Annotated in this window: 14 protein-coding genes; 3 read left to right on the forward strand and 11 right to left on the reverse strand. The window is 66.7% G+C overall.

The features are described from left to right. The 6 genes from ACTAQI_RS12585 to ACTAQI_RS12610 all read right to left on the reverse strand — a co-directional run bounded on the left by ACTAQI_RS12585 (position 1) and on the right by ACTAQI_RS12610 (position 7,253). Positions 1-2,163: an Hsp70 family protein gene (locus tag ACTAQI_RS12585; RefSeq protein WP_457951050.1), complete on the reverse strand. Its 2,163-nt coding sequence runs from the start codon at positions 2,161-2,163 to the stop codon at positions 1-3. Positions 2,164-2,336: 173 nt separating this feature from the next. Next, entirely contained in the window at positions 2,337-3,425 is a 1,089-nt protein-coding gene (gene ccsB / locus ACTAQI_RS12590; RefSeq protein ID WP_457946270.1) for a c-type cytochrome biogenesis protein CcsB, read from the reverse strand. Then, positions 3,425-5,188, reverse strand: coding sequence for a cytochrome c biogenesis protein ResB (resB, locus tag ACTAQI_RS12595; protein ID WP_457946272.1), 1,764 nt, complete (start codon positions 5,186-5,188; stop codon positions 3,425-3,427). The genes ccsB and resB overlap by 1 nt, the downstream gene beginning before the upstream one ends. Further along, positions 5,188-5,943, reverse strand: coding sequence for a cytochrome c biogenesis CcdA family protein (locus ACTAQI_RS12600; RefSeq protein WP_457946273.1), 756 nt, complete (start codon positions 5,941-5,943; stop codon positions 5,188-5,190). Before ACTAQI_RS12600 ends, resB begins: the two co-directional genes overlap by 1 nt. Positions 5,944-5,958: 15 nt before the next feature. Next, on the reverse strand, positions 5,959-6,519 hold the full coding sequence (locus tag ACTAQI_RS12605; protein ID WP_457951051.1) for a TlpA family protein disulfide reductase: 561 nt from the start codon (positions 6,517-6,519) through the stop codon (positions 5,959-5,961). Positions 6,520-6,572: 53 nt separating this feature from the next. After that, complete coding sequence (locus tag ACTAQI_RS12610; RefSeq protein ID WP_457946274.1) at positions 6,573-7,253, reverse strand: histidine phosphatase family protein; 681 nt, start codon at positions 7,251-7,253, stop codon at positions 6,573-6,575. Positions 7,254-7,468: 215 nt separating this feature from the next. Between ACTAQI_RS12610 and ACTAQI_RS12615 the strand changes: the two genes are divergently transcribed. Continuing rightward, a complete protein-coding gene (locus ACTAQI_RS12615; RefSeq protein WP_457946276.1) occupies positions 7,469-8,017 on the forward strand; it encodes a YceI family protein in 549 nt (182 codons plus the stop codon). 205 nt (positions 8,018-8,222) lie between these two features. After that, entirely contained in the window at positions 8,223-9,011 is a 789-nt protein-coding gene (locus ACTAQI_RS12620) for a hypothetical protein (RefSeq protein WP_457946277.1), read from the forward strand. Between the two features lie 93 nt (positions 9,012-9,104). Here the strand turns inward: ACTAQI_RS12620 and ACTAQI_RS12625 are convergent, their stop codons facing one another. Together ACTAQI_RS12625 and ACTAQI_RS12630 are read right to left on the reverse strand one after the other, a co-directional pair. Next, positions 9,105-9,809, reverse strand: a complete 705-nt coding sequence (locus ACTAQI_RS12625) for a redox-sensing transcriptional repressor Rex (protein WP_457946278.1) — start codon at positions 9,807-9,809, stop codon at positions 9,105-9,107. Between the two features lie 10 nt (positions 9,810-9,819). Next, positions 9,820-10,074, reverse strand: a complete 255-nt coding sequence (locus ACTAQI_RS12630; protein WP_457946280.1) for a glutaredoxin family protein — start codon at positions 10,072-10,074, stop codon at positions 9,820-9,822. A 78-nt stretch (positions 10,075-10,152) separates the two neighbouring features. Between ACTAQI_RS12630 and ACTAQI_RS12635 the strand changes: the two genes are divergently transcribed. Continuing rightward, the gene (locus ACTAQI_RS12635) at positions 10,153-10,971 is read left to right on the forward strand and encodes an HAD family hydrolase (RefSeq protein ID WP_457946281.1); all 819 of its coding nucleotides are present in this window, start codon (positions 10,153-10,155) and stop codon (positions 10,969-10,971) included. 71 nt (positions 10,972-11,042) lie between these two features. On the opposite strand, the gene ACTAQI_RS12640 is transcribed toward ACTAQI_RS12635, so the two are convergent. The 3 genes from ACTAQI_RS12640 to ACTAQI_RS12650 form a co-directional block, all read right to left on the reverse strand. Beyond that, positions 11,043-11,141: a 30S ribosomal protein bS22 gene (locus ACTAQI_RS12640; protein ID WP_003792170.1), complete on the reverse strand. Its 99-nt coding sequence runs from the start codon at positions 11,139-11,141 to the stop codon at positions 11,043-11,045. Positions 11,142-11,292: 151 nt separating this feature from the next. Beyond that, the gene (locus ACTAQI_RS12645) at positions 11,293-11,505 is read right to left on the reverse strand and encodes a helix-turn-helix domain-containing protein (protein WP_043452394.1); all 213 of its coding nucleotides are present in this window, start codon (positions 11,503-11,505) and stop codon (positions 11,293-11,295) included. Positions 11,506-11,660: 155 nt separating this feature from the next. Then, complete coding sequence (locus ACTAQI_RS12650; RefSeq protein ID WP_457946302.1) at positions 11,661-12,782, reverse strand: 3-deoxy-7-phosphoheptulonate synthase; 1,122 nt, start codon at positions 12,780-12,782, stop codon at positions 11,661-11,663. Positions 12,783-12,791 lie beyond the last annotated feature (9 nt).

Raw genomic sequence — 12,791 nt, forward strand, 5'->3', positions numbered from 1 at the left:
TCAGGCTCCCGGAGATGTGGTCGGGGCCGTGGCGACGGCAGCTTCAGGGGAAGTGGAGGTGGACTCCTCAGGGGTAGGTGAGGGCGCCACGGCCGGTGTGGGCGTGAGGTCGGCCGTCGGGGAAATGAGCGGATCACCCGTTGGGGCCGGAGCCGCCATGGTGGTGGGCAGGATGGTTGGGGTCGCTCCCGCGGTGGTGGGCGGCGACGTGCCGGGATCCGTGGTAACCACGCCGGACCCAAGCGTTGGCTGGACAGTGGTGCCTGGCGAAGTGGTGCCCGGGGAGGCAGTGTCCGGTGATGTGGGTGTTGGCGAGGTGGTTGCCGGCGTCGTGGCCGTGGGCGGGGCGGTTGTTGGGGGTTCGGTGCTGGTGGGGGCAGGGTCCGTGGGGACGGGCTGCGGGGTGCTCGATGGCGCCGCGGGGCCCACGGTGGCTGAATCGGGAATGATGCCCGACCCTGATGTGCCCCCGCCGGATCCGGCGGGCGGATTCGCGGCAGGAGCCCCTCCCGCTGCAGGGGCATTGGCGCCGCCGGCCGCGGCTTCATTGCCCGGGGATTGCCTGCTGGTGGGAGAGGCGGACACATCGAGTCCGGGCGCTTGGGCAATCGGCTGCCGGGCGCTGGCTTCGATGCCGGCGAGCGGCTGGGGCGCATCAACGGCTGCTGCTCCCCCGCCGGGCGCTTCCGTTCCGCCGGTGCCGGCGGAACCGCCGGTGGTGCTGGCGCCGGCCTGCGGCACGAACATCGCGGTCAGGCTGCCGAAACCGTCCGGACTTTGCGCGGCTGTGGCGGTGAGGACCGTCAGGAGGGCTGCAGCCGCGGCGACAGCCGTGACCCGGACGGTGGGCTTCGGGGCGTGGGCGCCCCTCTCCCCATGCCGAGCACCGCGGGCGGCGGCGGGCCCCGTTCCGGGCCCCGCCGCCGTCGTATATTTACGCGACCAGCTGGGCATGCCAAGGGCCGTGGGAGCGGGTGGCACTGCGGACGGCACGACGGCGGGCGGCGCCGCTGCAGCGGCCGCTTCAGTTTCCGCCGCTGCAGCCTCCGCCGCTTCCGTCAGGGCCGCCAGGGCCGCGGCGGTGTGTGCAAGAAGCGCGGCCACGGCCGCCCCCAGGCAGATGGAGGACTTGGGGTCCGCGTCCACCGCGATGGGCCGGTCCAGCTCCTCCGACACCACCTGCGCCACCAGGGGGATCCGGGACGAGCCTCCGATCAGCAGCACCGTGGACAGGTCTGCCGGCTCCAGGTGGAGCTGGGCCAGGGAGTGCTCCAGCGCCGCAACCGTCTCCCGAACCGGCTCTTCGATCAGGGCCTCAAACTCGGAACGGACCAGGCGGACCTGCTGCTGGACGCCGGGCAGGAGCACCGGAATGCTTGCCTCACTGTCCGCGGACAGCGCTTCCTTGGCCTCCACGCATTCGCGCCGGAGCCGGGCCAGGGACCCAAGGACTGCGGGATCGGTGGTGTCGAGGCCTGCCAGGGCATTGTTGGTATGCGCCGCAACGTAGCTGAACACCGCGGCGTCAAAGTCGGCGCCGCCCAGGTCTTCGATGCCCTCCGGACGCCCCAGCAGTTCGAAGCGGCTGCTGCCGGACTTCCTTAGGACGGCGGTGTCGAAGGTGCCGCCGCCGAGGTCGTACACGGCGATGGTGCTGCCTTCCTCCACCCGCACCTGGGATGCATAGTGCAGTGCTGCGGCCTCTGGTTCGGGAAGGAGCGTGATGTTTTCCAGGCCGTGGGCGGTGAGGGCGTCGCGGATCACGGACAGGCGGTGGTTGCCCCAGGCGGCGGGGTGGGTCAGGAAGACGGCCGACGCCGGGCCTCCCTCGCGTTCGGCAGCCCGGTCAGCCACCCAGCGGGCCATGGTGGCGAAGACGTCCTCCGGCTGCAGCGCCAGGGTGCCCAGGATGATGGGTACGTCGTCGCCGATCCGGCGTTTGAATTCCCGCACCACGCGTTCCGGCGAGTCCAGTCCGCGGCGTTCCGCAGCCTCGCCAACAAGGACCGAGCCTTCCTCCGGGAAATACACCACGGAAGGAACGGATGCTCCACGCGCGCCCAGGGGCAGGCACTCGGGCACAGCGGAGGGACCTTGGTGAAAACGCACAACGGCAGCTGCCGTGAAACTGGTCCCGACGTCAACGGCGAGGGCGTAGCTCATGGGTACCTCGAAAGGCTGGCGGTCCACATGCAAGCTTCATCACAGTGAACGTCACCAACGTAGCATTTCCGAAGGACCGGGGAACACCCCTGTTGCTACACCGAATGGTTATTTAGCGGGCGGTTGCCGCAGTGCTGTTGGACTCCTGGTCCAACAGCCGGGGAACGCCCGGCTTAGAGGCCCGAGTAGGAGTGGAGTCCGTTGAAGAACTGGTTCACGATGGTGAAGTTGAAGATCACGCAGAGATAGCCCACGATCGACAGCCACGCGGCCCGTGTTCCGGTCCAGCCGCGGGTGGCACGGGCGTGCAGGTAGCCTGCGTAGACAACCCAGATAACGAACGTCCACACCTCTTTGGTGTCCCAGCCCCAGAACCGGCCCCAGGCCTTTTCGGCCCAGATCGCACCGAACATGAGGGTGAAGGTCCAGCCGATGAAGGCGATGGCGTTGATGCGGTAGGACAGGTTTTCCAGGCTGAGCGCCGAGGGCACCAGGCGCATGAAGCCGAGCTTGTCGGCGCCGCCGGCAGCAACGGTTTTCTGCCGGTGGGACTGCACCAGCTGCAGGGCGGACATGGCGAACGTCAGGGTGAACAGGGCCGAGGAAAGCACGGCAATGGACACGTGGATGACCAGCCAGTAGCTCTGCAGTGCAGGAACCAGGTGGCCCACGGGGGTCCAGAATGCCACCGAGGCAGCCACCAGCATGATGATCACCAGGCCCACCACGAAGGTGCCCAGGAAGCGGAGGTCGCGCCGGATCAGCGAGAGCAGGAAGACGGCGGCCACCAGGAAAGCGCCCGTGGTGAGGAACTCGTACATGTTGCCCCACGGCACCCGGCCGGCGCCCAGGGCCCTGGTGACCACGCCGGCGCCGTGGATGAGGACGGCAAGGGTGGTCAGGGCCACGGCGACCCGCGCCGGAACCCGGCGCTCCGTGGCGTACTTCATGTCGCCGTCGGCCGTCATGACACCGCCGGTTCCTGCCCCGCCGGCCTTGGCAGCGGACGACGACGGGCGCTCGGCCCGGTCGGCGGGCCCGTCCAGGCGGGCCCCGGCGGAGCCTGCCGCAACTCCGGCTGCTACGGGAACCTTGGCGGTGCCCCCGGCCCGGGCGGCCTTGAGGTCCACTGCGCGCAGGGCCTTGCTGCTCTTGGCCAGGTCCCAGGCGAAGGCGATGAAGGCCACCGTGTAGGTGCCCGCCGCCAGCAGCATGAAGAGTTCGCTGTACTGGCCCATGGTTTCGTTGATTCCAAATGGCATTACTGGTCCTTTTCGGGCCCGGTGGGGCCTGCTGGGGTGGTGGCGGGGCCGGCCGCTATATCGACGGAGCCCGGGCCATTATCGCTTGTCCGGCTGGGAGTTTGCTGGGACTGGGCAGCGTCTTCAGGGGCAGCATCCCCGGGGAGCTGCCACTCTGCGGCGAACAGTTTCCGCAGTGCCGCTGCCTCGCCGGCCAGCCGGTGGTCCTCGCCGCGGGCCAGCAGCCCGTATTCCACCATGGTGCGGCCGTCGCCTGCGGTGCCGGTCCGTACCCAGACGCGCCGGCGGTTGACGTACAGCGAGAGGATCAGGCCTGCCACGGCCAGCAGGGCAAACACCAGCGCGTACACCTGGCCGGGGTTGTGGTGGATGTCCACGCCGATGTACCGCTTCACGCCGTCGAAGCTGATGCTGCCCTTGCCGTCCGGCAGGGTGTAGCTGGAGCCGGGGGCAAGCGTGATGCCGCCTGCCGCGAGGTTCCTGGCATTGAGCGGCGTCAGGTTCTTCACGTCCAGTTCGAAGACGTTCTGCGGAGCACCCTTGTTCAGGCCCAGGTCCCCGTAGTAGGAGTTCAGGGTCAGCTGCGGGTTGAACAGCTCAGGGTCGGCGCTGAACGAGACGTTCTTGTCCGTGACGAACGCGGTGGGGAGGAAGAAGCCCACGAATCCCAGCTGGTCCGGCTGGGCGTCGGGGACCTTGATCACCACCGAGGAGTAGTAGTTCTCGCCCTGCAGCTTGGCCACCACCGGGCCCTGCATGGCCACGTTGCCCGCCCCGTCCCGGATGGTGACGACGGGTGCGTAGCCATTGCCGGTGAGGTAGATGCTGGTGCCGCCCAGGCTCACGGGGTCGTTGACCTTCAGGATCTCCTGTTTGGGCGGAGCGTCCGGGTTTTCCTTGGTGGTCACGGTGGCGGCAAAGTCGATGGGCTGGCCGAACTTGCCCCTGGATTCGCGGTCGAACGTGATGTTGAACTTGTCCAGCTGGAGCGAGTACGGCTGGAGCTGGCTGGACTGGAAGTTGGTGCCCGGGTTGAACTGGTCGTAGCCCACCAGGGTGTTCACGAACGTGTCGCCTTCCACCAGGATGCGCTGGCCGCTGTACCCGAACAGGCCGCCGGCGGCCACGGACACCAGCACGCCGATGAGCGAGGTGTGGAAAACCAGGTTGCCCACTTCCTTCATGAAGCCGCGTTCGGCACCCAGGGACGGAAGGGCGCCGTCGGCATCCCTGACCTCCACCCGGTAACCGCGCTTGCGGAGCAGCCCTGCCGCACCGTTGATGGCATCCGACGCCGGGATGGCGGCACTCGCAGGGATCACCAGGGTGCCGTATTCCGGCAGCCGGGAAAGGCGCTGCGGGGTACGCGGCGGCTGGGAGCGCATGGCCTTGTAATGGGCGATGGCGCGCGGCACCACGCAGCCGATCAGCGAGATGAACAGCAGGAGGTAGATCGCTGAGAACCACGCCGAGGAGTAGACGTCGTAGAGCTGCAGGGAGTCCAGCAGCTTGCCGTAGTCCGGGTGGTCCTTGATGTACTGGGTCACCACGGCCGGGTTGGCGGGCCGCTGCGGGAACAGCGATCCGGGGACGGCGGCGACGGCGAGCAGCAGCAGCAGGAACAACGCCGTGCGCATGCTGGTCAGCTGGGTCCAGGCCCACCGCAGCATGCCCTTGGGTCCCAGGGCCGGAAGGGCAGCCTGGGCTTTTGCCTCCGCAACAGGGGCGGATTGCTTGTTCTTTACGTTCACACGCTCGCTCATCAGATCGGCAACTTCACGTCGGTTTGGAACCAGTACTGCAGCCCGGTCACCCAGGCGCCCCATACACCGGTGGCCATCAGCAGCCCGAGCACCACCAGGATCCCGCCGCCGGTCCGCTGGATGGCCAGGCGGTGCCTGCGGAAGAACGCCATGACGCCCATCCCGCGCCGCAGGGCCAGGGCGATCAGCAGGAACGGGATGCCCAGTCCCAGGCTGTACACGAACGCCAGGAAGGCGCCCTTGGCGGCAGAGGAGCCGCCGGAGAGGCTCAGCAGCTGCACGGCAGAGTAGGTGGGGCCAATGCACGGCGCCCAGCCCAGGCCGAAAGTCAGTCCCAGCAGCGGCGCTCCCCAGAGCCCGGCGGGCGGCTTGGCGTGGATCTTGGCGTCACGCTGCAGCCAGCTGAAGCCGCCCATGAAGACGATGCCCATGATGATGACCAGTACTCCCAGGAGCTGGGTGATCCAGGCGTTCTGGCTGCCGGTGATCAGGGTGCCCAGCTGGCCGAACGCGCCGCCCAGCAGGACGAAGATCACGGAGAAGCCCAGGACGAACAACCCGATGCCTGCCAGCATCCGGCCGCGCTTCTGCTTCTGCAGGTCCACGCCGCTCAGGCCGGTCACGTAGCCCAGGTAGCCGGGAACCAGGGGCAGGACACAGGGGGAAAGGAAGGATACCAGTCCGGCGAGCAGGGCTACCGGAATGGCCAGCAGGAGGGAGCCGCTGAGGATGGCTTCGGCGAAGGGGCTGTTCACGGTCGCGGCCTTTCCCTATTCCGCCACGGCGGCAGTGATGAGGGCTTTCAGGGTGCCCTTCTCGATTTCGCCGAGGACTCGGGAGGCCACCCGCCCCTGCTTGTCCAGCACCAGGGTGGTGGGCACGGCGCCGGGCGGCACCAGGCCGGACACGGACAGCAGGACGCCGCCGTCCTTGTCGTCAAAGCTGGGGTAGGTCAGGTTGAAGGTCTTCTCGAACGCCTCCGCCGTTGGCTTCTCGTCCCGGAGGTTGACGCCGAAGAACTGCACGCCCTGGTCCTTGAACTCCTGGTGCAGTTCTTCGAGGAGCGGTGCTTCCACGCGGCACGGCGCGCAGGCGGCGAACCAGAAGTTCAGGACGCTCACCTTGCCCTGGAAATCGGCAGGGGTAACGGCGGCGCCGCTGAAGAGCGCGCCCTGGATCTGCACGGCTTCCTTGCGGTCCCCGGCGGCGAACTCGGTCACGGAGCCGTCGCCGGCCACGTAGTTCTTGTTGTCGCCGGCCTTGGCCTGCTTGGCCAGCGCATCCTCCTGGGCACAGCCGGACAGGCCCAGGGTCAGCGCGGTCAGGGCCATGCCGCCTGCTGCAAGCAGGCTGCGGCGCGAGGGAAGGTTGTTGTTGCTCACTGCTAGGCTCCAGGGGTGCTGGCGGCACCGGGAAGAAGGGATGCCGCGGGCTCGCTGTACTCGACCCGCAAAAGCGAGCCGTCGTCGTCGAACACCAGGGACGTGACGGATGTCAGGGTGCACTCGCGCTTGCGCGGGTCATGCCACAGGGGCCGGCCCTCAGCGCTCAGCCGCGCGGCCCAAATGGGGAGCTGGTGGCTCACCAGGATGGCCTCCGGGCCTTCGGCGCCAAAGTCGCCGGCAGCCAGCTCGATGGCCCGCAGTCGCGCATGCTGCGCGGCGGCCGCCACCCGGGCGGCCTGCTGCTTGTACGGTTCGCCCCACGACGGGCGCAGCGGGTTGACCAGGTGCGGCCAGTGCCGTGGCCGGCGGAGTTCGGCCTTGGTGACCTTCATGCCCTCGAAGTAGTTTTCCGCCTCGATGATGCGCTCATCGGTGTGGATCTGCAGGTGCAGCGCTTCCGACGTCGGCCGCGCGGTTTCCTGCGCACGGTCCAGCGGCGAGGCGGCCAGGTAGGTGATCCGGGCACCGTGCTCGGCGCGCTGCCGGAAGTGTTCGGCAAGCGTCCGGGCCATCTCCTGCCCCAGTTCGGAGAGGTGGAATTCGGGGAGCCGTCCATAGAGAACGCCGTCGGGATTGTGGACCTCGCCGTGGCGGAGCAGATGGACAGTGGCTTGGGGCATGTTTACCAGTTTCTCAAAGATGGCGTGCGATCCGAAATCTCCTGCACGTGCTTTCTACAAAGAGTAGAACTGAAGTTTTTGAAGAAATGTTCCGGAAGCGGGAACAAAACATGCAAATGCATGTTTATACTGGATGCAGCAAGTTAGTTGAGACTTCAACCGATGAAGGTTCAACCGCAGGACCACGGCAGGCATTCACAACAAGGAGCAACATCATGGCACTTCCCGCAGACGTCACCACCGGCACCTGGACCCTGGACAACTCCCACAGCGAGATCGGCTTCACCGTCCGGCACGCCGGCATCAGCAAGGTCCGCGGCCAGTTCACCGAAGCCGCCGCCACGCTTGACCTCACCGAGGATGTGGCCGATTCCAGGATCAAGGCCACCATCAAGACCGCCAGCTTCGATTCCGGCGACGCCAACCGCGACGGCCACGTCAAGGGCGGGGACTTCTTCGACGTGGAGAAGTTCCCGGAAATCTCGTTCGTCTCGAACGGCCTGGTGGCCAAGGGCAACAGCTACGAGCTCAACGGCGACCTGACCATCAAGGGCGTCACCCGCCCGGTGACCCTGGAAACCGAGTTCAATGGCGTGGCCGTTGACCCGTTCGGCAACACCCGCGCCGGCGTTTCCGCCGAAACCACCATCAGCCGCAAGGACTTCGGCCTGACCTGGAACGCCGTCCTGGAAACCGGCGGCGTGCTGGTCAGCGACAAGGTTGCCATCAACCTGGAACTCGCCTTCATCGCTCCCGCAGCATAAGTTCCCCCTTCAGGGCACCCCGGAACCTGGCCTTCCCGGCCTGGGCCGGGGTTCCCTGTTTAACGGCAACCACCTGCGCGAATACCTGCTGAATCACCCACACCGGCGCCCGCCGGGGGTACGGTGGACTTAAGCCATGCCGGGGGGAAGGCAGAGGACCGATTCCCGGCAGCCTACCCGGATCCCCACCTGCAGAAGGAACGCCATGAGTACTCCTCCCGTCCCGCCGCCCGCGCCCCAAGACCCCCATTCCGGCAATGACCAGTCCGGCAACCAGCAGCCCGGACCGCAGCAGCCCCGCTACGGTCAGAACGCGCCCCAGTATGGCCAGAACGCACCGCAGTATGGTCAGAACCAGCCCCAGTATGGTTCCCAGCCGCCGGCAGCGCCCCAGTACGGCCAGAACGCACCGCAGTACGGGCAAAATGCGCCCCAGGGTCCGGGCTACGGCCAGAACGCACCGCAGTATGGCCAGTCGCCGTACGGCCAGTACCCATCGGAGCAGCCGCAGGCCGCCGGTAGCAACGGCGTCCCGCAGTTGGTGAACATCTCGTTCTGGCTGTTGATCGCGTCCGCCGTGATTTTTGTCATCTCGATGCTCACCGGGCTGACCCAGCTGGATGATCCGATGTTCAGGAAGACTTTTGAGGACCAGATGGCGGCCGGTGGCGCCAGCGGGGTCACGTATGACGACATCAAGAGCGTCATCGCCGGCACACTGGTGGTCTTCGCCATCATCGGCGCCGCCCTCTACCTGCTGGTGGCCTTCTTCATCCGCAAGGGCAAGAACTGGGCACGCATCCTGGGAACGGTGTTTGCAGCGCTGTCCATATTCGGCCTGTTCGGAGTGCCCAGCATCGGGACGCTCGGGACCGTCCTGGGGATCGCCGCCATCGTGCTGCTCTACCTCCCTGCCGCTGCCCCGTACTTCCGGAAGCAGCAGCCCTTCGCCAACCCGTACTCCGGCGGCTTCGGCAACCCTTACGGGCGGTAATCAGCACCTCTACTGACAGACGAGCGGCCCGGGATGCAGCAGTGCATCCCGGGCCGTTTGTCTGTCAGCCGGGTGTTCGGAGCCCGAAACCCTTTACGCTGTCTGCCCCGGCGCCTGCGCCCGTTGGGCGTGGTAGGCCAGGATCTGGAGTTCGGTGGCCATGTCCACCTTGCGGAGGTTGACGCCTTCGGGAACCTGCAGCATCACGGGCGCGAAGCTGAGCACGCTGTGCACGCCGGCCGCCACAACCCGGTCGCAGATGCCTTGGGCCACCGCCGCCGGAAGTGCCAGGACCACCATGTTGGCCCCGGTACGGTGCAGGACGGTCTCAAGGTCTGCCACATCGCTGACCCGCAGCCATCCCACCTCGTTGCCCACCACCATCTGGTCCGCGTCGAAAATCGCCACGACGTCGAACCCGCGGGATTCGAAGCCGCCGTAGCGGGCCAGCGCCTTGCCCAGGTTTCCGGCTCCAACGATGGCCACCTTCCAGTCATGCGTCAGCCCAAGGGCCGCGGCGATATGGCGGCTGAGGTACTGGACCTCATAGCCAACGCCCCTGGTTCCGTAGGACCCCACGTGGGACAGGTCCTTGCGCAGCGTAGAGGAACTGACACCGGAAGCTTCCGCGAGGGATTCGGAGGAGACACGCTCAACCCCCTCGGCCAGCAGGGTGTTCAGGGCACGCAGGTAGAGCGTCAACCGGGCCACGGCAGCAGGTGGAATCTGCTTTGCCGGCGCGCCCGTGGCATCCGGAAGGTCCGGGACAGGCTGGGGCGTTGAATCCAAGGACGTCACTCATATCCCCCTAATGGGCCATGGCGCGCTGCAGGACGCGTTCCAACCGGGCTTCGTCGATCTTCCAGAAGTCGCGCTGCACCCCGTCCACCAGGACCACCGGGATTTCCTCGGCGTAACGCTCCCGCAGATCGGGCTGGTTGTCCACCAGCTCTTCGCTCCACGTAAGGCCCAATGAGGCGGTGACCCGGCTGACGGCGTCGCGCGCCTCTTCGCAAAGGTGGCAGTCAGCTTTGGTGACCAGGACGACGCGGGGGGTAGCCATGGCTTAACGGTATCGCCGTTCGCGCCGTGCGGGCGACGCCGACGGCAGCCAACGAGTGGATTGACTAGACTCAAGTCCATGCCCGAGGAGAAATACGTCGCCGTAGTCACGCGGCCGGTTGCTGCGCCGCAGCCCGGTGAGGCGGCGTTTTTCGACGTGGACAATACCTTGATGCGCGGGGCCAGCCTTTTCCATGTGGCGCGGAAGATGCACCAGCGCGGAGCCTTCACCCTGGCCCAGGCCGCCGGTATGGCCTGGAAGCAGTTCAAGTTTGTGGCCCGCGGCGAGAACATGGACGATGTCCATGCCGTCCGGGACTCGGCCCTGACCCTGGCAGTGGGCATCAGCGTGGACGACATCAAGGCGCTGGGCGAAGAGGTCTACGACGAAATGATCGCCTCGCGGATCTGGCCGGGCGCCAAAGCCCTGGCCGAACAGCACCTCCGGGTGGGCCGCCGCGTCTGGCTGGTGACGGCCACACCCATCGAAGTGGCAACGGTCATCTCCACCCGCCTGGGACTGACCGGAGCCCTGGGGACGGTGGGTGAAGTGTCGGACGGCATGTACACCGGACGCCTCGTTGGAGACATCCTGCACGGCTCAGCCAAGGCCGTGGCCGTCCAGGCCATGGCGGACCAGGAAGACCTGGACCTCAAGCGCTGCTGGGCTTACAGCGACTCCTACAACGACGTCCCGCTGCTGTCACTGGTTGGACACCCTGTGGCCATCAACCCCGACGCCAAGCTTCGCCGCCACGCCCGCGACCGGAACTGGCCGGTCTACGATTTCCGCGCGGGCCGGCGCGCTGCCACGCTGGGCCTGAAGGCAGCAACCTTCGGCGGTGTGGTCTACGGCCTCTGGAAGGGCTTCGCCCGGATCCGCGGCCCCCGGGCATAGCCGCCCCGGCATAAACGAAATGCCCGCCGCCTCGGAAGGCGACGGGCATTTCCACGCTGTTCGAAGTATCTCTACTTCTTGTTACGGCGCTGGTGACGGGTCTTGCGAAGCAGCTTGCGGTGCTTCTTCTTGGCCATACGCTTGCGACGCTTCTTGATAACTGAACCCACGAAAGTTCCTTACAAACTAGATGCAGTACCTGTCTGATGGAGAATGTCCGTGGACAGAGCTACGAACTGAACAACTGACAGATTCTTACAATGACGTAAAACGTTCCTTAACAGGGTACCGCCTATCGGGAGCGGCTCGGGACAGGCCGCCTCAGGCGGTCTCGGTGTGGCCGTCCACAACAGCACCCTTGAGGTACTGTTCAACGGCATTTTCGGGGACCCGGTAGGAGCGGCCAAAGCGCACAGCCGGCATTTCGCCGGAGTGGACCAGGCGGTAAACAGTCATTTTGGAGACGCGCATGACCTCGGCTACTTCAGCCACGGTGAGGAACTTCGCGTTGGAGAAGTTCTGTTCTGCCGACATTTCCCTATTTTCCTTTGCTGACGGATGGACAACAGTCACCCCAGGTACGTGCCAATGCGGTGTTCTGATGCTGAGCCATCCACCAACCACCTCATTAGATACTCTAGATGTTCCTGTGGCAGATGTGAAAGTAGTGCCTACCCTATTTCAGCCCCCTAATTCGACTGCCGCCGCTTCCGGGCCGATGCCGCAAGCTGCTCCAGGACGGACGCGGAAACATCCCAGTCCATGCAGGCGTCCGTAACGCTCTGGCCGTAGACCAGTTCGGAGCGTCCCGCCGCGTGCTCCGCAACATCCAGGTTCTGGGCGCCGCCCACCAGGAAGCTTTCCAGCATTACACCGGCCACCGCCCGCGCCGCCGCTCCCCCTTCCTCAAGCTGGGCGCCGATTTCCAGCGCCACCTCAGCCTGCCGGTGGTGGCTCTTGCCGCTGTTGGCGTGGCTCGCGTCCACGATCAGACGCGGGTTGAGCCCCTTGCCCGCCAGTTCGGTGGAGGCACGTTCCACGTCGGCCGCTGAGTAGTTGGGCCCCTTGCGGCCGCCGCGGAGGATCACGTGGGTGTCCGGGTTTCCTGCTGTTGCCACCAGCGCGGCCCGCCCTTCGCCGTCAATCCCCAGGAAGGCCTGCGCCGCCGCCGCCGCTCCGCAGGCGTCGATGGCCACCTGCAGGCCGCCGTCGGTCCCGTTCTTGAAGCCGACGGGCATGGAGAGGCCGGAGGCAAGCTGCCGGTGGATCTGGCTCTCCGTGGTGCGTGCACCGATGGCGCCCCAGGAGATCAGGTCCGCCATGTACTGGGGGCTGATCGGCTCCAGGAATTCGGTGGCGGTGGGCAGCCCCAGCGCGGTGACCTGCTGCAGGAACTGCCTGGCGGTGCGGAGCCCGGTGGCCATGTCGTGGCTCCCGTCCAGCCGGGGATCGTTGATCAGGCCCTTCCACCCCACGGTGGTGCGCGGCTTCTCGAAGTAGGTCCGCATGATGATCAGCAGGTCTTCCTTGTGCTTCTCGGCCTGGCTGACCAGCCGGCGGGCGTATTCCAGGCCGGCCTTGGGATCGTGGATGGAGCAGGGGCCCACGATGACCAGGAGGCGGTCATCCACGCCGTCCATGATGGCGCGCACTTCGTCGCGTCCGCGTTCGACGACGGCGGCCGCGCGGGCGTCGAGGGGCAGGTCCGCGATCAGTTCGGAAGGGGTGGGCAGCGGGGTGAATTCGCTGACGCGCAGGTTCGAGGTGGACTTGGTTTCGCTCGAGGGGGCGGCTGCTGTTGCGGTGCTCATGATTCGGGT

This window comes from Pseudarthrobacter sp. alpha12b, assembly GCF_054130495.1.